We start from the raw sequence: 18,098 nt of genomic DNA on the forward strand, positions 1-18,098 counted from the left end.
ATCTCCTATCCTTTGTTCATTAACCTTATTTCCGTTGATGATATATCTAAGCGAAATAGATTTTCTGGAATAGATTCAAATAAAAATCGATGTTCCTTTCTAATATTCACCAAATCATCAACAGTGTGATATTTATTATTAAAAAAACGTCCAGCCACCAGAAATCTACAATCATTACTCTTAATTGTCATAAGAGATTCTTTTAATCCTTTCTCACCGCCATAATAAACAGGATTATTAATTTCTTGGCATAAATCAGCGCCAATGACAAAAATTGCTCCCTGATAAATATGCGATTTCTCAGAGAAAATTTTAGCGTCACTTAAAACTATATCACCTTTCCCTTTGAATTGCCTGATCCTCTTGAAAATTTCATCGGTTGAAATTGCAAGTTTTACCGCATTCTTAATTGACAATTCATAATATGGTTTCCTTTTAGTCATCGCTGTAGCGATTTGTTTTAATTCTTCATGGCCTTTATGAAGTGGATTGAAAGAACCAGATAAAATTAAAGTATCTTTCCAGTCTATATCTGTATCGTTAAAATCTCCATTTCTATCAATATGTATAGAATTCAACTTACCATTAATTAAATTAATTAAATAACGCTCATCCTCGTTAGGCATATTCATCTATATTCTCATATGTTATTACTGTTAATTAAACACATATCAATTCCTTATATACCCGTCATCTTTCAAGTTGCCTCTTTGTTGGCTGCACTCTCTCACCCCGGTCACATAGTTATCTATGCTCCCGGGGATTCGCTCCTTGCCGTCGCGATGCATCTTGAAATCCATAAGGTATATACTCAAATATTCTTAAATTCTACCATTGTATTATTTACCAATGGTGATTAATGATCCATTTTCACTCTTTTGAAATAAATGTCAAATTGATTTCCCTAGTGATCGCCAAGCCGTCTGTTAGTGGTAATTTCTTGTTTTTTAACATTAAACCATGAACTATGAATGTTTTAATCGCAACTCAGTTTATTGCTAAATTACCTGAACTGTTCTCATTAATTATCAGTATTTTATTTATAATTTTCCTTAGTGATTTTAATTAAGGCAGACTTTATTTTTAAAATATCTTCCATTGTATGCGACGTATCAAGGCTAACCCGAACAGCGCCATCAGGATACGTTCCGAATTTTTTATGCGCTAACGGTGCGCATTGCAATCCAGGACGGGTAATAATATTGTATTTGTTTTCTAGTATATAAGAGACTTCTCCGGGATGATAACCTTCTACCGTAAAAAGAATTGTTGGTAACCCGACTTGATGTTTACAGATTAATTTGACCCTCTTTAATTGTGCTAGCTCATCTATAAGATTTATACGCAAAGTTTGTAATTGATTCTGAATATTCTCTATCCCAATTTTTTTTAAACGCCTGATAGATGCTAGCAATGAAAGTATGCCAATAGTGTTTTGTGTTCCTGATTCATATTTGTATGGTATGCCCGTTGGCTGTGTTGTCAATCTTGATAATACACCTGTCCCACCCTGAACTAATTCACTATGAGAAAATCCATTATCAAGAATAAAGTACCCGCCAATACCTGATACTCCACCTAAACTTTTGTGCCCGCTAAAAACAAGGTAATCAATATTCCCTTTCGATAAATCAATTTCTTGTGAACCAAAAGATTGTGAGCCATCAACTAAAACCATTGCACCGTATAAATGTGCCAGTTTTCCTATCTCATCTATATTACAAAATGTACCAATAGTATTGGAGCAACTATGAATCACTAATAACTTAGTTTTCTTATTCTTTAATAAAAACTCCAAATGCGACATATCAATTTCACCATCTGTCACATCGATAAATTGACTACTTACCCCAATGTCTTTTAAATGGTTTATCGGCCTAAGTACTGAGTTATGTTCTAAATGGGTAGTAATGACATTATCACCTGGCTTAAGTGTACCTTTTAGACATTCGTTGAGTGAATACGTTGCTCCTGAGTTAAAAATTACTGTCCCATGACCATTTAACTTTGTTTGTTCGATAAATTCGTGTCGGCACTCTTCAACGAGTTCAGTAACCTTTTTAGATTGTTGCGATAAAGATCGCCCTGGAGTTACGCCAAGAGTGTCTAAATACATATTTATTATATCTTTCACTTCTTGTGACTTTGGCCATGAAGTAGAAGCTACATCTGCATATAACATTATCCAACCTCCATATGGTTACTAATATATGATTTGAATTTTTTAGCCGTCGCATCCATCTCCTTTATTCCTTCATTATCTCTCCAATCAGATCTTTCAGGCACATTTAAACTATTTGCCAATACGGTTCTTATCATTCCTCTCTCAATGAAATCTGATTCACCTATCGTAAAAATATACTTATTACCACTATCTTCAACGTAAATATAGGGGCCAGCCTCACCGAACATCTCAAGTTCATCCAATGAGTCTATTGTATGCATTTTAAATTGATCCTTTAATTTATTATGCAGATCAATCTCGGTAGGGAAACAACATAAATGTGCATGATAACAATACTTTTGATTCGGGTCCATGATGATACAACCACCAGCTCGTCCATTTTCATAGCAAAGAGGATTGCTTATATTGTAATATTCTCGATAAAAATCATTTATTATATTCTTAAACTGTTTCAGTTCTTTTATTGCCTCTTCATCGTATATTTCTGCAAAACAACGGTATCCTCCTAAACTAGTCTCACATTTATTGGTGGCAATTATTATATAGCCCTCAATTATCTGACCTTTAGGTACGAATACATAAAAATATTTTCCTTGTAAAAGTATTTTATCTTTTTCAAAGGAAGATTCTGGATGACAAAAAATACATCCCATTTTAAACTCCTTTATCGTTTGTCAATTCTACTAATAAATATATCTTCATGACACAAATTGAAATCTTCTTCAATATGCCAGGCAATCATCATGCTAAACTTATTTATAATACTATGTTTATTCAGTCTGCTTTGTAATTCAGAATAAATAGGATTTGGTAAGATTATTCTGCATTTTGTCCTAATAGCAAGACAAGAATCAATCACAGATATAATTGTACCAGGAGCTGTATTGGATAAACCTATCACCTCTACCGTGGTATCATCAAAACCTAATATCGCTAATTCTTTCCCAACAGCTAATAACTTAATATCATTGTAGCGAGGACACTGCTTTGAGTAAGCAATCCAATTGTTATTTACTTCCCTGCCGAAAAAATTGATTTTATTAATATTACCTATTTCATTGAAATCATTCAGATCTACATCTATTTTGGTAGCTCCTTCCACTACTATTTCTGTAAAATCAAAAATGTTCACTTTGCTACATAGGTATTTTTCGAAAATCTTTGAATAACATTTTATCTTTCTTTCATCAGAGTAACAAACCGTCGCATCTACATCATTACTATGGGTTTGTTTGGCACTTTCTATTATCAAAGTTCGTGATTTTACACTTTCATCTATCCCAAAATCGCTAAGCATATTAATAGATACTCGTCGATATTTAAGAGTGAATTCACACCTTCTTGTTATAAGGATTGACAAGCATATATCGTTTATTTTATAAAAAAATGCTTTTATCTCACTAGAAAGATTATATTTCTTTTCTTTCAGGTTTTTCCAAATAAAATAATCCAAGCTCCCTATATCACGCTTATAAAAATTATTTATTAGGATATAATTCTCTTCCGTTATATCTTCATAATTCAGGTTTACTCCACTCTCCATTATTTTGCCCCATTGTTTATATTGGCGACAATTGCTGCGCATTTTTAGTTTATATTCATTTGCGAGTATATGAATCATGAAATATTGTATTTTATGACCTGTATCATAATTTAAAGATCCAATAGGAGAAATAACTGAGATTATTTATCCTGGAAAATTAAATTTAAGTCTTCATCAATCATGCAAGAATACGGATAAAAATAGGTACCTTAAAGAGAATAATCTTTCATAAATTCTATGTGATGGGCCTTTAAATGAAATAATTATATTGACCAGCCCCCTGAATTAAATACGATGAGCTATTTTTGCATACCGAATAATATCCCTGATATAGCTAAGGTGACACAAGCCTCAGTGGGCAGAACGACAAGCTCTGCCGCTTTTACTAAAACAACGCCATAATATTTAAAGGTCATTATCAGACTGTTCCATTTTAGCAACAGTTGGTTGTTTGATCCCAAGCACAGCTGCCAGCTCAGTTTGTGAAACATCACGGGCCTCGCGGATCTGATAAAGCCCTATCTCCCGTTTCATTTCATCAACTTTTTTAGCAATTCTACGGCGGCTTTCAGGGCTGCGTTTTTCAAGCAATTCATCAAGTGTAGTCATATTTCTCTCTCCAGTTCTGCTAGATACTTCTTAAATTCAGCACCAGCAAGCTTGATCATATCCTTAATATAACTGTTTTTCATTTAGCTTGGTTTTTCCATTTGGCCGGGACCTGATCATAACCAAATCAAGCTCAATATTTATACATGAGAAAGCTGACACCCTCGCGCAAGACACCAGTTTTTCTTGACTATAGATTTTTATCTATATAGCATTTGACCTATATTGAGTAAGGAGTAGTTATGTGGGCTATCGAAACGACGGACACCTTTGATGCATGGTTCGATGCTTTGGATGACACCGACAGGGCCAATATGCTAGCTTCAATAATAGCACTTCGGGAAAGAGGCCCTATGTTACCCAGGCCATACGCAGATACTGTGAACGGTTCATGCCACAGCAACATGAAAGAATTACGTGTCCAAAGCAAAGGCGATCCGCTCCGAGCATTCTTTACGTTCGACCCCAAGCGGAGAGGAATTTTGCTTTGCGCCGGTAACAAAACCGGAAACGAGAAACGGTTTTATGAAACGATGATTCCAATTGCTGACCGTGAATTCACGGCACATCTGGAAAAGTTAAAAAAGGAGTAAACACTATGGCAAGAACTCTTGATCAAATATTAGCAAACGAAAAGCCCGAAGTTGTTGCCAATGCACAAGCTGCGGCAACAGAGATGTTGCTAAACATCCATCTGGCAGAACTCCGTGAGCGGGTACAAAAAACTCAAGGAGAAATAGCTCTGGCTCTTGGTATCAAGCAACCCACGGTTTCTGACATGGAGAAGTTTGGCCGCGACTTGAAACTGTCTTCCCTCAAACGTTACGTTGAGGCAACGGGTAGCAAGCTGCGTCTCGATATCGAGTTACCCGACGGTACCCATTACGGATTTTCCGTTTAACCACAAACGTTCCGGTAGCCCTCGCGGATATAATTCAAGATCAATGTCCGCATCGACTTTTTTACGTGCCAGATAATTGTGAGGAACAAGGTCTGCAAGTGAACGCTTTTAGGAAAGAAAAATTTGAGGAGAGGATTCTTAACGTGAAGGCAAGTTCCATTTGGTGAACGAAACTCGATTAAAACAGGTCACCAAGTGAAAATTATCAATTTATCAACAAGTTAAAATGCCCTCCCAAAAGGAGGGCATTTAATTAGCTAGCGTGTCCTAAGAATTACTTCTTATCGCCACCAAAACCGGCATTCAACAGTTCTGCCAAGTTCGCAGTAGCCTCATCGACACTCACTTGTGGTGCCTCAGCAGGCTCATTCAACTGGCGACGACGAATGCGATCCTGATGGTAAGCATAACCGGTACCAGCAGGGATCAGACGACCAACGATGACGTTTTCTTTCAAGCCACGCAGTTCATCACGTTTACCCGCAACCGCAGCCTCAGTCAGTACGCGGGTCGTTTCCTGGAACGATGCCGCAGAGATGAAGGATTCAGTCGCCAGAGACGCTTTGGTGATACCCAACAGGTCACGGCCATAAGTTGCAGGCACTTTACCTTCTTGCTCCAGCTTACGGTTTGCCACTTTAACGCGGGCATATTCAACCTGTTCGCCTTCCAAGAACTCAGAACTACCTGCACTTTCGATGGTTGCTTTACGCAGCATCTGACGAACGATAACCTCAATGTGTTTATCGTTAATCTTAACCCCTTGCAGGCGGTAAACTTCCTGAACTTCGTTGGTGATGTAACGGGTAACCGCATGAACACCACGCAGGCGCAAGATGTCGTGTGGAGACTCTGGACCATCAGAGATGACGTCACCACGTTCAACCACTTCACCTTCGAACACGTTGAGCTGACGCCATTTAGGGATCATCTCTTCGTAAGCATCACCACCATCTAATGGGGAGATAACCAAACGGCGTTTGCCCTTGGTTTCTTTACCAAAGGAGACAATACCGCTGACTTCAGCCAGGATGGCAGGCTCTTTCGGACGACGTGCTTCGAACAAGTCAGCAACACGTGGCAGACCACCGGTAATATCTTTCGTACCGCCGGATTCCTGCGGAATACGCGCTAAGGTGTCACCCGCAGAGATGCTTACGCCATCGTCTAACTGAACAATCGCTTTGCCCGGCAGGAAGTATTGAGCAGGCATATCAGTACCTGGAATCAATACATCGTCACCTTTGGCGTCAACAATTTTCAGTGCCGGACGCAGGTCTTTACCACTACCGGTACGCTCTGCACTGTCCAGGACAACCAATGAAGATAGACCGGTTAATTCATCAGTCTGACGGGTAATGGTCTGGCCATCTATCATGTCAGCGAAACGGATGATACCAGATACTTCACTGACCACTGGCATGGTGTGCGGGTCCCAGTTAGCAACGGTTTCACCGCCGTTAACAGTTTCGCCATCACCTTTACCCAGTACCGCACCGTAAGGTACTTTGTAGCTTTCTTTCGTACGGCCAAATTCGTCGATCAAACACAGTTCGGTGTTACGGGAAGTAATCACCAGTTTACCTGCGGAGTTGGTCACGGATTTAGCATTAAACAGTTTCAGGCTACCTTTGTTACGCACCTGAATGCTGGATTCGGCTGCCGCACGAGATGCCGCACCACCGATGTGGAACGTACGCATCGTCAACTGTGTACCCGGCTCACCGATGGACTGAGCCGCAATAACACCAACCGCCTCACCTTTATTGATAATGTGTCCGCGAGCAAGGTCACGGCCATAGCAGTTAGCACAAACACCGAAGTCAGTTTCACAACTTACAACGGAACGTACTTTAATGCTGTCAACGGAGCTCTCTTCTAACAGATCACACCATTTTTCATTCAACAAAGTATTACGCGGCACCAGAATGTCAGCAGTACCCGGTTTCAGAACGTCTTCCGCCGTCACACGACCCAATACACGCTCGCGCAGTGGTTCTTTAACATCACCACCTTCAATAACCGGCGTCATCAGAATACCGTCGTGCGTACCACAGTCATCTTCTGTAACAACCAAGTCTTGCGCCACGTCAACCAGACGACGAGTCAGATAACCAGAGTTCGCCGTTTTCAGTGCGGTATCCGCCAAACCTTTACGAGCACCGTGGGTTGAAATGAAGTACTGGAGTACGTTCAAACCTTCACGGAAGTTCGCCGTAATTGGGGTTTCGATGATGGAGCCGTCTGGCTTAGCCATCAAGCCACGCATACCCGCCAACTGACGGATCTGAGCGGCAGAACCACGCGCACCAGAGTCAGCCATCATAAAGATGCTGTTGAAGGAAACTTGTTGTTCTTCTTCACCATCACGATTTGTGACTGTTTCAGTAGACAAGTTTTCCATCATTGCCTTAGCAACACGCTCGTTTGCCGCAGCCCAGATATCGATAACTTTGTTATAACGTTCACCGGCGGTGACCAGACCTGACTGGAACTGTTCCTGAATTTCAGCAACTTCTGCTTCGGCTTCCGCAATGATGCCCGCTTTTTTCTCTGGGATAACCATGTCATCGATACCAACAGATGCACCTGAACGCGCAGCGTAGGCAAAGCCGGTATACATGATCTGGTCAGCGAAAATAACCGTTGGTTTCAGGCCCATCACGCGGTAACAGGTGTTCAGCATTCTGGAGATAGCTTTTTTACCCAATGGTTGGTTAACCAGTGAGTAAGGCAGACCTCTTGGTACAATCATCCACAGGATTGCACGACCAATGGTCGTATCAATCAAACCGGTATTAACTGTGATATTGCCTTCGCCATCTTTCACTTCTTCAGTGATACGCACTTTAACGCGGGCATGCAAAGAAGCCAGCCCTGCGCGGTATACGCGTTCAGCTTCTTTAGGCCCAGTCAGCACCATGCCTTCGCCTTTCGCGTTAACACAGTCACGGGTCATGTAATACAGACCCAGAACAACGTCCTGAGATGGAACGATGATTGGCTCACCACTCGCTGGAGACAAGATGTTGTTAGTAGACATCATCAACGCACGCGCTTCTAACTGGGCTTCCAGTGTCAGCGGTACGTGAACAGCCATTTGGTCGCCGTCGAAGTCGGCGTTATAGGCCGCACACACCAGTGGGTGCAACTGAATCGCTTTACCTTCGATCAGAACCGGTTCGAATGCCTGAATACCCAAACGGTGAAGTGTCGGTGCACGGTTCAGCAGAACCGGGTGTTCACGAATAACTTCATCCAGGATATCCCATACCACCGCCTCTTCACGCTCAACCATCTTTTTAGCGGCTTTAATCGTCGTCGCTAAACCACGCAGTTCCAGCTTGCCGTAGATGAATGGCTTAAACAGCTCCAGTGCCATCTTCTTAGGCAGACCACACTGATGCAGACGCAGGTAAGGACCTACGGTGATTACAGAACGACCGGAATAGTCAACACGTTTACCCAACAAGTTCTGACGGAAACGACCTTGTTTACCCTTGATCATGTCAGCCAGGGATTTCAACGGACGTTTGTTAGAACCAGTAATTGCACGACCGCGACGACCGTTATCCAGCAAAGCATCAACCGCTTCCTGCAACATACGTTTTTCGTTGCGAACGATGATATCTGGCGCAGCTAGATCCAGCAGGCGCTTCAAGCGGTTGTTACGGTTAATAACACGACGATAGAGATCGTTCAGATCCGAAGTGGCAAAACGGCCGCCATCCAGTGGAACCAATGGACGTAAATCCGGTGGCAGAACTGGCAGAACCGTCAGAACCATCCATTCTGGTTTGTTACCAGATTGAATAAAGGCTTCCAACAGTTTAATACGTTTGGTCAGCTTCTTACGTTTAGTTTCAGAGTTAGTTTCGTTTAACTCTTCACGCAGCGTTTCACACTCATTTTCCAGATCGAGATTTTTCAGCAAAGATTGGATAGCTTCCGCGCCCATCTTCGCATCGAATTCATCACCAAACTCTTCCAGTGCATCCAAGTATTGCTCTTCTGTCAGGATCTGGCTGCGTTCCAAGCTAGTCATACCGCCTTCTACAACCACATAGGATTCGAAGTACAGTACACGCTCAATATCACGCAGTGGCATATCCAGCAACAAACCGATGCGAGATGGCAATGATTTCAGGAACCAAATGTGTGCGGTTGGAGAAGCCAGTTCGATGTGACCCATACGCTCACGACGAACTTTAGTTTGGGTAACTTCTACACCACACTTCTCACAAATTACACCACGGTGTTTCAAGCGCTTATATTTACCACACAAGCACTCATAGTCTTTTACTGGCCCGAAAATACGGGCGCAGAAAAGGCCGTCACGCTCAGGTTTGAACGTACGGTAGTTAATTGTTTCCGGCTTTTTCACTTCACCGAATGACCACGAACGGATCATATCTGGCGAGGCCAGAGCAATTTTGATCGCATCAAACTCTTCGGTCTTAGTTTGCGCTTTCAGAAACTTCAATAAGTCTTTCACGAAATGGCTCCTGTCGGAGTTAGACCTGTCAGGAGAGCAACCCATGCCGCTCCCCCCTATGACCAGTGCAACCACTGGCTGGTAAACTGCCCGTCATATCCATTCAGGGCAGTACCAGCGGGAATACGATTTATTCGTCTTCCAGCTCGATGTTGATACCCAGAGAGCGGATCTCTTTCAACAATACGTTGAAGGATTCCGGCATACCTGGCTCCATCTGGTGGTTGCCATCCACGATGTTTTTATACATCTTGGTACGGCCGTTAACATCGTCGGACTTGACGGTGAGCATTTCCTGCAAGGTGTACGCGGCACCATATGCTTCCAATGCCCACACTTCCATCTCACCGAAACGTTGACCACCGAACTGTGCCTTACCACCCAGCGGTTGCTGAGTAACCAGGCTGTACGAACCGGTTGAACGGGCATGCATTTTGTCATCCACCAGGTGGTTCAGCTTCAACATATACATGTAGCCAACAGTAACCTGACGCTCAAATTGCTCACCGGTACGACCATCAAACAGGGTAATTTGACCAGAAGTTGGCAAGTCACCCAGTTTCAGCAGCTCTTTAATTTCTTTCTCTTTCGCACCATCAAACACAGGTGTTGCAATTGGCATACCTTTTTTCAGGTTTTCTGCCAAACGCATAACTTCTTCATCAGAGAAAGTGTTCAGATCAACTTTCTGACGGGTTTCATCACCCAGGTCATAAGCTTTCTGGATAAATTCACGCAGTTTGGCAACTTCCTGCTGCTGTTTCAGCATCGCATTGATCTTGTCGCCAATACCTTTCGCAGCCATACCCAGATGCGTTTCCAAGATCTGACCAATGTTCATACGTGATGGTACGCCCAGTGGGTTCAGTACGATATCTACCGGCGTGCCGTTTTCATCGTAAGGCATATCTTCGATTGGGTTGATCTTGGAGATAACACCCTTGTTACCGTGGCGACCCGCCATCTTATCACCAGGCTGAATCTGACGTTTAACCGCCAGATAAACTTTGACGATTTTCAGCACACCCGGCGCTAAATCATCACCTTGTGTAATCTTACGGCGTTTAGCATCCAGTTTTTTCTCGAACTCAGCTTTGAGTTCGTCATACTGTTCAGCCAACTGTTCCAACTGATTCTGTTTCTCTTCATCAGCCAGACCTAGCTCTAACCAGCGTTCACGAGGCAGTTTATCCAGTTTTTCAGCTTCGATGCCGCCAGCAATCAAAACAGAACGGATACGTGCAAACAGACCAGCTTCAAAGATTCGCAACTCTTCTGTCAGGTCTTTCTTCGCCTGACGCAGTTGCATCTCTTCGATTTCTAAAGCACGTTTATCTTTCTCTACGCCATCACGGGTAAATACTTGTACGTCGATAACCGTACCGGATACGCCATTTGGTACGCGCAGAGAAGAGTCTTTAACATCAGACGCTTTCTCACCGAAAATAGCACGCAGCAATTTTTCTTCTGGCGTTAGCTGAGTTTCACCTTTAGGCGTCACTTTACCAACCAGAATGTCACCGCCGGTCACTTCCGCACCGATATAAACAATACCGGACTCATCCAGTTTGGAGAGTGCAGCTTCGCCCACGTTAGGGATGTCAGCCGTGATCTCTTCAGGCCCTAATTTGGTATCACGAGATACGCAAGCCAGTTCCTGGATATGAATGGTTGTAAAGCGATCTTCCTGGACAACACGCTCAGAAACTAAGATGGAGTCCTCGAAGTTATAACCATTCCACGGCATGAACGCTACGCGCATGTTCTGACCGAGCGCTAGTTCACCCAAGTCAGTGGATGGGCCATCAGCCAGTACGTCGCCACGTTCCACCGGTTCGCCCAGAGAGACGCACGGCATCTGGTTAATACAGGTGTTCTGGTTAGAACGGGTATATTTAGTCAGGTTATAAATATCAATACCTGCTTCACCCGAATACATCTCATCTTCGTTTACTTTGATAACGATACGAGATGCATCAACGTACTGAACCACACCACCGCGTTTAGCAACAGACGTTACACCGGAGTCAACCGCTACCGCGCGTTCCATACCTGTACCAACCAGCGGCTTATCAGCACGCAGAGTAGGAACAGCCTGACGTTGCATGTTCGCACCCATCAATGCACGGTTGGCGTCATCGTGTTCCAAGAATGGGATCAAGGAAGCACCAACGGAAACCACCTGCTGGGTGGAAACGTCCATGTATTCAACCTGTTCACGGTTAAATAGGCTGGATTCGCCATAACTACGGCAAGTTATCAGATCTTCAACGAAGTGGCCTTCATCATCTAATACGGTGTTGGCCTGTGCGATAACGAAGTTACCTTCTTCAATCGCAGATAGATAATGAATTTCATCCGTAACAACACCATCACGCACCAGACGATATGGGGTTTCAAGGAAACCATACTCGTTAGTCTGCGCATAAACAGACAATGAGTTAATCAGACCGATGTTCGGACCTTCCGGGGTTTCGATTGGACATACACGGCCATAGTGTGTTGGGTGTACGTCACGCACTTCGAAGCCAGCACGCTCACGAGTCAAACCACCTGGGCCTAACGCAGAGATACGGCGTTTGTGAGTGATTTCAGAAAGCGGGTTGTTTTGGTCCATGAACTGAGATAGCTGGCTGGAACCAAAGAATTCTTTCACTGCGGCTGAAATCGGCTTAGCGTTGATCATGTCCTGCGGCATCAGTGTATCCAGATCACCCAGAGACAGACGCTCTTTAACTGCACGTTCAACACGTACCAGACCTACACGGAACTGGTTTTCCGCCATCTCGCCGACAGAACGGATTCGACGGTTGCCTAAGTGGTCGATGTCATCGACTTCACCTTTACCATTACGGATATCAATGAGTTTCTTCATGACATCAATGATGTCATTTTTACTCAGGATACCGGAGCCTTCAACTTCTTCACGGCTCAATGAACGGTTGAATTTCATACGACCAACCGCGGAAAGATCATAGCGATCTTCTGAGAAGAACAGATTTTCAAACAGATTTTCTGCCGCTTCGCGGGTTGGTGGCTCACCAGGACGCATCATGCGATAAATCTCAACCAAAGCACTCAAACGGTCATTGGTTGGATCAACACGAAGCGTTTCGGAAATATAAGCACCGTGATCTAAATCGTTGGTGAACAGTGTTTCAATAGATTTGTGACCAGCCTGGCTCAAACGAGCCAGCAGATCTAAAGAGAGCTCCATGTTAGCAGCACAGATAATTTCACCTGTATTGACATCAATGTAGTCTCTTGCAACAACTTTACCCGCAATGTATTCAACAGGAACCTCAATACGGTTCACTTCGTCTTTTTCTAATTGACGGATATGACGTGCGGTAATACGACGGCCTTTCTCAACATAAACCTTGCCGTTTGCTTCAATATCAAAAGAAGCGGTTTCACCACGCAAACGCTCTGGTACCAGTGTCATTTGCAGTCTGTTGTCACGAATTTCGAAAATCGTTTTACTAAAGAATAGGTTTAAGATCTCTTCAGTGCTGTAATCCATTGCACGCAGAATAATCGTTGCCGGCAATTTACGACGGCGGTCAATACGTACAAACAGATTATCTTTTGGATCGAATTCGAAATCTAACCAAGAACCACGGTAAGGAATAATACGTGCGTTATACAGCACCTTACCGGATGAGTGAGTTTTACCCTTATCGCTGTCAAAGAATACACCAGGACTACGATGTAACTGGGAAACAATAACCCGCTCAGTACCATTGATAACAAAGGTACCGTTGTCAGTCATGAGCGGAATTTCACCCATGTAGACTTCTTGCTCTTTGATGTCTTTGACCGTGCCTTCCGGTGCTTCACGTTCATAGATAACCAGCCGCAACTTAACGCGCAGAGGTGCAGAATAAGTTACACCACGAATCTGGCACTCTTTAACATCAAACACTGGCTCACCAAGACGGTAGCTAACGTATTGCAGCTCCGAACTGCCGCTATAGCTCTGAATTGGGAATACAGAACGGAATGCCGCTTCTAAACCATTCTGGCCTTCTGGATCTTGCTCGATAAACTTCTGGAACGAGTCAAGTTGGATAGAAAGGAGATAAGGTACGTCCAACACTTGGGGACGCTTACCAAAATCCTTACGAATACGTTTTTTCTCGGTATAGGAGTAAACCATAGGGTTCCTCAGCTCGCTGATCAGTGACCCACTCTGCCCGCCCTAAAGGACAGCTCTTTACGACACTGTTTTTTCGAACAGAAAATTGAATTATTTTCCGTAATACTCATTGCTATTACTCTTAAATCATTTCATTGCGTTACCTTACTACCGAGCTACCCGAGTGGATCGTAGCTGAGAACGCAGTATATTAAGTCGTCAATAGGAAAAAGTATTTGGGGGTTAATTAACAGCCAAACAGTGGAAATGCTGCTAATGCCCTACAGCGCAAAAAGGCTGGTGATTAAAAAAAATCACCAGCCATCAGCCTTTAAAGTTAGGCTGCTAACTTAAAACTAAACTTACTTAACCTCAACAGAAGCACCTGCTTCTTCCAGAGATTTTTTCAGTGCTTCAGCGTCATCTTTGCTGATGCCTTCTTTCAGTACGGCTGGTGCGCTTTCAACCAGGTCTTTCGCTTCTTTCAGACCCAGGCCAGTTGCACCACGTACTGCTTTGATAACAGCAACTTTGTTGCCGCCAATAGCAGACAGGACAACATCAAACTCGGTTTTTTCTTCAACAGCTTCAGCCGCACCAGCAACAACAGCTACCGCTGCCGCAGCAGAAACGCCGAATTTCTCTTCCATTGCAGTGATCAGCTCAACAACATCCATAACGGACATTGTGGCAACTGTGTCCAGAATTTGTTCTTTAGTGATAGACATAACAAGTGTTCCTAAAATTCAGAAATAATTTATACGTTAAAAAGCACGGAGGAGACCTGACAATTAAGCCGCTTCTCTCTTCTCGCGTAACGCAGCCAGAGTACGAACCAGTTTGCCTGCAACGGCTTCTTTCATGGTTGACATCAGGCGTGCGATTGCTTCTTCGTAAGTTGGGAGTGTTGCCAAACGGTCAATATTGGCCGCAGAGATAAACTCACCTTCAAAGGCTGCTGCTTTAATCTCGAATGCTGGATTCGCTTTCGCGAACTCTTTGAACAAACGAGCAGCGGCGCCCGGATGTTCGTTAGAGAAAGCAATCAAGGTTGGACCAATAAACGCTTCTTTCAGGCACTCATAGGCAGTACCTTCAACAGCACGGCGGACCAGTGTATTACGCACAACACGGATGTAAACGCCAGCTTCGCGACCTGCTTTACGCAGTTCAGTCATTTTATCTACAGTAACGCCACGGGAATCCGCAACAACCGCAGACAGCGCGCCTTTGGCTACTTCGCTGACTTCAGCAACAATCGCTTGTTTGTCTTGAAGATTTAGTGCCATTAGCTTTTTGCTCCTGGATTAACCGGGAAAACCCCGGAACTCACATAACTCACAACACCAAAAGTGCCTGAGCTCTAAAACACGGTGAGCAGAATCCAGAAATGAATGTCATTTGGCTCTGTCACCGTCTACGCAGGAATATTAAGTAATTACTTACACCTGCGGTCTTGGACGGGGCTTGGATAGGCCAAGCTCCAACCGAAAATTTTTTATTTAGCTAATAAAAAACTTACTAGCCAAATACAAGGTGCCAAATTCTAGACAAATCTGACACCAAGGTAAAGCGATAATCACATTCAGCTAAAATTAAGCCGAAGCGTTCAGACCTGACTGGTCAATCGCAACACCTGCGCCCATAGTAGTGGACAGGCTAACTTTCTTAACGTAAACACCCTTAGCAGAAGATGGCTTGGCTTTTTTCAGCGCAACCAGCAAAGCTTCCAGGTTTTCTTTCAGTTTGTCAGCATCAAAGTCAACTTTACCAATGGTGGTGTGGATAATGCCGTTTTTATCGTTACGGTAACGAACCTGACCCGCTTTAGCATTCTGTACAGCTTCAGCAACGTTAGGAGTTACAGTGCCTACTTTAGGGTTTGGCATCAGACCACGTGGACCCAAGATTTGACCTAATTGGCCAACAACGCGCATTGCATCTGGAGATGCGATAACAACGTCAAAGTCCATTTCGCCTTTTTTAACCAGTTCAGCCAGATCTTCCATACCTACCAGCTCAGCGCCCGCTGCTTTAGCAGCTTCTGCATTTGCGCCTTGGGTAAATACAGCTACGCGAACGGAACGGCCAGTACCGTGAGGCAGTACTGTCGCGCCACGTACGTTCTGGTCAGATTTACGAGCGTCGATGCCGAGGTTAACAGCAACGTCAACGCTTTCTACGAATTTAGCGGTAGCCAGCTCTTTCAGCAGAACAATGGCTTCGTTAATGTCATACTGCTTAGTTGCATCCACTTTTTCGCGGATTGTGCGCATGCGCTTGGTCAGTTTAGCCATCGATTAACCCTCCACTACCAGGCCCATGGAACGAGCAGTACCTTCAATTGAACGCATCATTGCTTCAACGCTAGCACCTGTCATATCCGCAGCTTTAGTTTCAGCAATTTCACGAATTTGCGCACTGGTTACTTTACCAACTTTGTCTTTGTTCGGTTTGCCGGAACCTGATTTAATGCCCGCTGCTTTCTTCAGCAGAACAGCCGCTGGTGGGGTCTTAGTAACGAAAGTGAAAGAGCGATCAGAATAAACGGTGATCACAACAGGAATTGGCAGACCTTTTTCAATGCTGTCAGTTTTAGCATTGAACGCCTTACAGAATTCCATGATGTTAACACCCTGCTGACCCAGAGCAGGACCTACTGGAGGGCTTGGGTTAGCCATACCAGCTGCAACCTGCAACTTGACATAGGCTTGTACTTTCTTAGCCATTGATAATTTTCCTCTATGTGGGTGGTATCGCCTTTGTTTAAAAGGCTCCCCTGTTATTTCAGCCCCGCCTTATCTAGGCCAGACTACTAAAAAACAAAAGGCGCGAAATTGTATGTTAATTTCTCACCTATTGCAAGCCAGCAAAAATATGCTCGAAAATTACGCCTTTTCTACCTGACTGAAATCCAGTTCAACGGGAGTCGCACGACCAAAGATAGAAACTGAAACTTTCAAGCGGCTCTTCTCGTAATCGACTTCTTCTACAACACCATTGAAGTCTGCGAATGGACCATCGCTGACACGAACCATTTCGCCTGGTTCGAACAATGTTTTTGGCCGTGGCTTATCACCAACCTGTTGAAGACGATTCATAATCGCATCAACTTCTTTATCACTGATTGGTGCCGGACGATCAGATGTGCCACCGATAAAACCCATGACGCGTGGTACGCTGCGAACAAGATGCCATGTTGCATCGTTCATGATCATTTGTACCAGCACATACCCAGGGAAAAATTTGCGTTCACTTTTGCGACGCTGGCCGCTACGAATCTCAACAACTTCCTCTGTTGGCACCATTACTTCGCCAAAAGAATCTTCCATATCATGTAATTTAATATGTTCACGTAAAGATTGTGCAACACGACCTTCAAACCCGGAAAATGCCTGTATAACATACCAACGTTTTTTTGGGGAATCTGACATCTTAGAACCTCAGGCCTGTAATAAATGAAACTAAACGCACCAGGATACCGTCAAGACCCCATAGGATCAAAGACATCAATGCAGTGACTGCCGCAACAATCAAAGTTGTATGCAGCGCTTCCTGGCGAGTTGGCCAAATGACTTTACGCATTTCAATGCGGGCTTCGCGGGCGAAAGCCAATGTGGTTTTCCCTTTCGCAGTCCAGAGCGCAGCCGCTCCCGCAAGAGCAACAATAACAACAACCGCCATCGCGCGTAGAGGAAGGCTATACTCCCGATAAAGGTAGTTTCCAACGATAGCAACCGTTAATAAGGCTGCCACTAATAGCCATTTCATTACCTCAAGACTGCGCCTACTTTCTTGAGCATCGCTATTCGCACTCATAAACCAACCTGTAACTATGATTTAAATAGATAGCCAGCTTGCCTCGCAAGAGCAAAACAAATCAGACCGAACCAAAAAATTTGAGTGATTGTATCTGACTTGGCACCATAATTCAGTATGACATTGTATATCTGAGAGAGATATAGCCAATTCGTTGTATCAGAGCCTATCTCACCAATAATTAAAAATAACCATTGATGAGATAGGTTCTTATTTAGACAACGTACAAAAAGGGCATCGGTTGATGCCCTTTTAGTGTAATCACATCAAAAAATTATGCGATAACTTTAGCAACAACACCAGCACCTACAGTACGGCCGCCTTCACGGATAGCGAAGCGCAGACCCTGGTCCATTGCGATTGGCGCAATCAGAGTTACTTTCATCTGAATGTTATCACCTGGCATCA

Annotated in this window: 16 protein-coding genes; 2 read left to right on the plus strand and 14 right to left on the minus strand. The window is 43.7% G+C overall.

Going from position 1 to position 18,098, the window contains the following annotated elements:
* Positions 1–5: 5 nt before the first annotated feature.
* The 5 genes from EAE91_RS21675 to EAE91_RS21695 form a co-directional block, all read right to left on the minus strand.
* A complete protein-coding gene (locus EAE91_RS21675) occupies positions 6–632 on the minus strand; it encodes a nucleotidyl transferase family protein (protein ID WP_214090289.1) in 627 nt (208 codons plus the stop codon).
* A 404-nt stretch (positions 633–1,036) separates the two neighbouring features.
* Positions 1,037–2,182: an aminotransferase class V-fold PLP-dependent enzyme gene (locus tag EAE91_RS21680; RefSeq protein WP_214090290.1), complete on the minus strand. Its 1,146-nt coding sequence runs from the start codon at positions 2,180–2,182 to the stop codon at positions 1,037–1,039.
* Positions 2,182–2,838 carry a hypothetical protein gene (locus EAE91_RS21685; RefSeq protein WP_214090291.1) on the minus strand — a complete coding sequence of 219 codons (657 nt, stop codon included), beginning with the start codon at positions 2,836–2,838 and terminating at the stop codon, positions 2,182–2,184. Before EAE91_RS21685 ends, EAE91_RS21680 begins: the two co-directional genes overlap by 1 nt.
* Positions 2,839–2,849: 11 nt before the next feature.
* Positions 2,850–3,728 carry a hypothetical protein gene (locus EAE91_RS21690; RefSeq protein ID WP_214090292.1) on the minus strand — a complete coding sequence of 293 codons (879 nt, stop codon included), beginning with the start codon at positions 3,726–3,728 and terminating at the stop codon, positions 2,850–2,852.
* Between the two features lie 405 nt (positions 3,729–4,133).
* Positions 4,134–4,337 carry a helix-turn-helix domain-containing protein gene (locus EAE91_RS21695; protein ID WP_214090293.1) on the minus strand — a complete coding sequence of 68 codons (204 nt, stop codon included), beginning with the start codon at positions 4,335–4,337 and terminating at the stop codon, positions 4,134–4,136.
* A 242-nt stretch (positions 4,338–4,579) separates the two neighbouring features.
* Between EAE91_RS21695 and EAE91_RS21700 the strand changes: the two genes are divergently transcribed.
* Positions 4,580–4,930, plus strand: coding sequence for a type II toxin-antitoxin system RelE/ParE family toxin (locus tag EAE91_RS21700; protein ID WP_214090294.1), 351 nt, complete (start codon positions 4,580–4,582; stop codon positions 4,928–4,930).
* A 5-nt stretch (positions 4,931–4,935) separates the two neighbouring features.
* The gene (locus EAE91_RS21705) at positions 4,936–5,238 is read left to right on the plus strand and encodes a helix-turn-helix domain-containing protein (RefSeq protein ID WP_113044228.1); all 303 of its coding nucleotides are present in this window, start codon (positions 4,936–4,938) and stop codon (positions 5,236–5,238) included.
* A 274-nt stretch (positions 5,239–5,512) separates the two neighbouring features.
* On the opposite strand, the gene rpoC is transcribed toward EAE91_RS21705, so the two are convergent.
* The 9 genes from rpoC to EAE91_RS21750 all read right to left on the minus strand — a co-directional run.
* Positions 5,513–9,733 carry a DNA-directed RNA polymerase subunit beta' gene (gene rpoC, locus EAE91_RS21710; RefSeq protein ID WP_214090295.1) on the minus strand — a complete coding sequence of 1,407 codons (4,221 nt, stop codon included), beginning with the start codon at positions 9,731–9,733 and terminating at the stop codon, positions 5,513–5,515.
* Between the two features lie 130 nt (positions 9,734–9,863).
* A complete protein-coding gene (gene rpoB, locus EAE91_RS21715; protein ID WP_214090296.1) occupies positions 9,864–13,892 on the minus strand; it encodes a DNA-directed RNA polymerase subunit beta in 4,029 nt (1,342 codons plus the stop codon).
* A 341-nt stretch (positions 13,893–14,233) separates the two neighbouring features.
* Entirely contained in the window at positions 14,234–14,599 is a 366-nt protein-coding gene (gene rplL / locus EAE91_RS21720; RefSeq protein WP_214055102.1) for a 50S ribosomal protein L7/L12, read from the minus strand.
* A gap of 63 nt (positions 14,600–14,662) precedes the next feature.
* Entirely contained in the window at positions 14,663–15,160 is a 498-nt protein-coding gene (gene rplJ / locus EAE91_RS21725) for a 50S ribosomal protein L10 (RefSeq protein ID WP_214090297.1), read from the minus strand.
* A gap of 306 nt (positions 15,161–15,466) precedes the next feature.
* Complete coding sequence (gene rplA / locus EAE91_RS21730; protein ID WP_214090298.1) at positions 15,467–16,168, minus strand: 50S ribosomal protein L1; 702 nt, start codon at positions 16,166–16,168, stop codon at positions 15,467–15,469.
* A gap of 3 nt (positions 16,169–16,171) precedes the next feature.
* Positions 16,172–16,600, minus strand: a complete 429-nt coding sequence (rplK, locus tag EAE91_RS21735; protein WP_036779946.1) for a 50S ribosomal protein L11 — start codon at positions 16,598–16,600, stop codon at positions 16,172–16,174.
* A gap of 159 nt (positions 16,601–16,759) precedes the next feature.
* Positions 16,760–17,305, minus strand: coding sequence for a transcription termination/antitermination protein NusG (nusG, locus tag EAE91_RS21740; RefSeq protein ID WP_011144820.1), 546 nt, complete (start codon positions 17,303–17,305; stop codon positions 16,760–16,762).
* Between the two features lies 1 nt (position 17,306).
* On the minus strand, positions 17,307–17,690 hold the full coding sequence (gene secE, locus EAE91_RS21745; RefSeq protein WP_049585758.1) for a preprotein translocase subunit SecE: 384 nt from the start codon (positions 17,688–17,690) through the stop codon (positions 17,307–17,309).
* A 274-nt stretch (positions 17,691–17,964) separates the two neighbouring features.
* A partial coding sequence (locus tag EAE91_RS21750; protein WP_461671730.1) for an EF-Tu C-terminal domain-related protein occupies positions 17,965–18,098 on the minus strand: 134 nt, incomplete at its 5' end.

This window comes from Photorhabdus noenieputensis (genome assembly GCF_018448935.1).
GTDB classification, from domain to species: Bacteria; Pseudomonadota; Gammaproteobacteria; order Enterobacterales; family Enterobacteriaceae; genus Photorhabdus; species Photorhabdus noenieputensis.

Bases quoted from the DNA above. Each gene is read 5' to 3' on its own strand.
- EAE91_RS21675 (WP_214090289.1), bottom strand. From the start codon at position 632: ATGAATATGCCTAACGAGGATGAGCGTTATTTAATTAATTTAATTAAT.
- EAE91_RS21680 (WP_214090290.1), bottom strand. From the start codon at position 2,182: ATGTTATATGCAGATGTAGCTTCTACTTCATGGCCAAAGTCACAAGAA.
- EAE91_RS21685 (WP_214090291.1), bottom strand. From the start codon at position 2,838: ATGGGATGTATTTTTTGTCATCCAGAATCTTCCTTTGAAAAAGATAAA.
- EAE91_RS21690 (WP_214090292.1), bottom strand. From the start codon at position 3,728: ATGGAGAGTGGAGTAAACCTGAATTATGAAGATATAACGGAAGAGAAT.
- EAE91_RS21695 (WP_214090293.1), bottom strand. From the start codon at position 4,337: ATGACTACACTTGATGAATTGCTTGAAAAACGCAGCCCTGAAAGCCGC.
- EAE91_RS21700 (WP_214090294.1), top strand. From the start codon at position 4,580: ATGTGGGCTATCGAAACGACGGACACCTTTGATGCATGGTTCGATGCT.
- EAE91_RS21705 (WP_113044228.1), top strand. From the start codon at position 4,936: ATGGCAAGAACTCTTGATCAAATATTAGCAAACGAAAAGCCCGAAGTT.
- rpoB (WP_214090296.1), bottom strand. From the start codon at position 13,892: ATGGTTTACTCCTATACCGAGAAAAAACGTATTCGTAAGGATTTTGGT.
- rplL (WP_214055102.1), bottom strand. From the start codon at position 14,599: ATGTCTATCACTAAAGAACAAATTCTGGACACAGTTGCCACAATGTCC.
- rplJ (WP_214090297.1), bottom strand. From the start codon at position 15,160: ATGGCACTAAATCTTCAAGACAAACAAGCGATTGTTGCTGAAGTCAGC.
- rplA (WP_214090298.1), bottom strand. From the start codon at position 16,168: ATGGCTAAACTGACCAAGCGCATGCGCACAATCCGCGAAAAAGTGGAT.
- rplK (WP_036779946.1), bottom strand. From the start codon at position 16,600: ATGGCTAAGAAAGTACAAGCCTATGTCAAGTTGCAGGTTGCAGCTGGT.
- nusG (WP_011144820.1), bottom strand. From the start codon at position 17,305: ATGTCAGATTCCCCAAAAAAACGTTGGTATGTTATACAGGCATTTTCC.
- secE (WP_049585758.1), bottom strand. From the start codon at position 17,690: ATGAGTGCGAATAGCGATGCTCAAGAAAGTAGGCGCAGTCTTGAGGTA.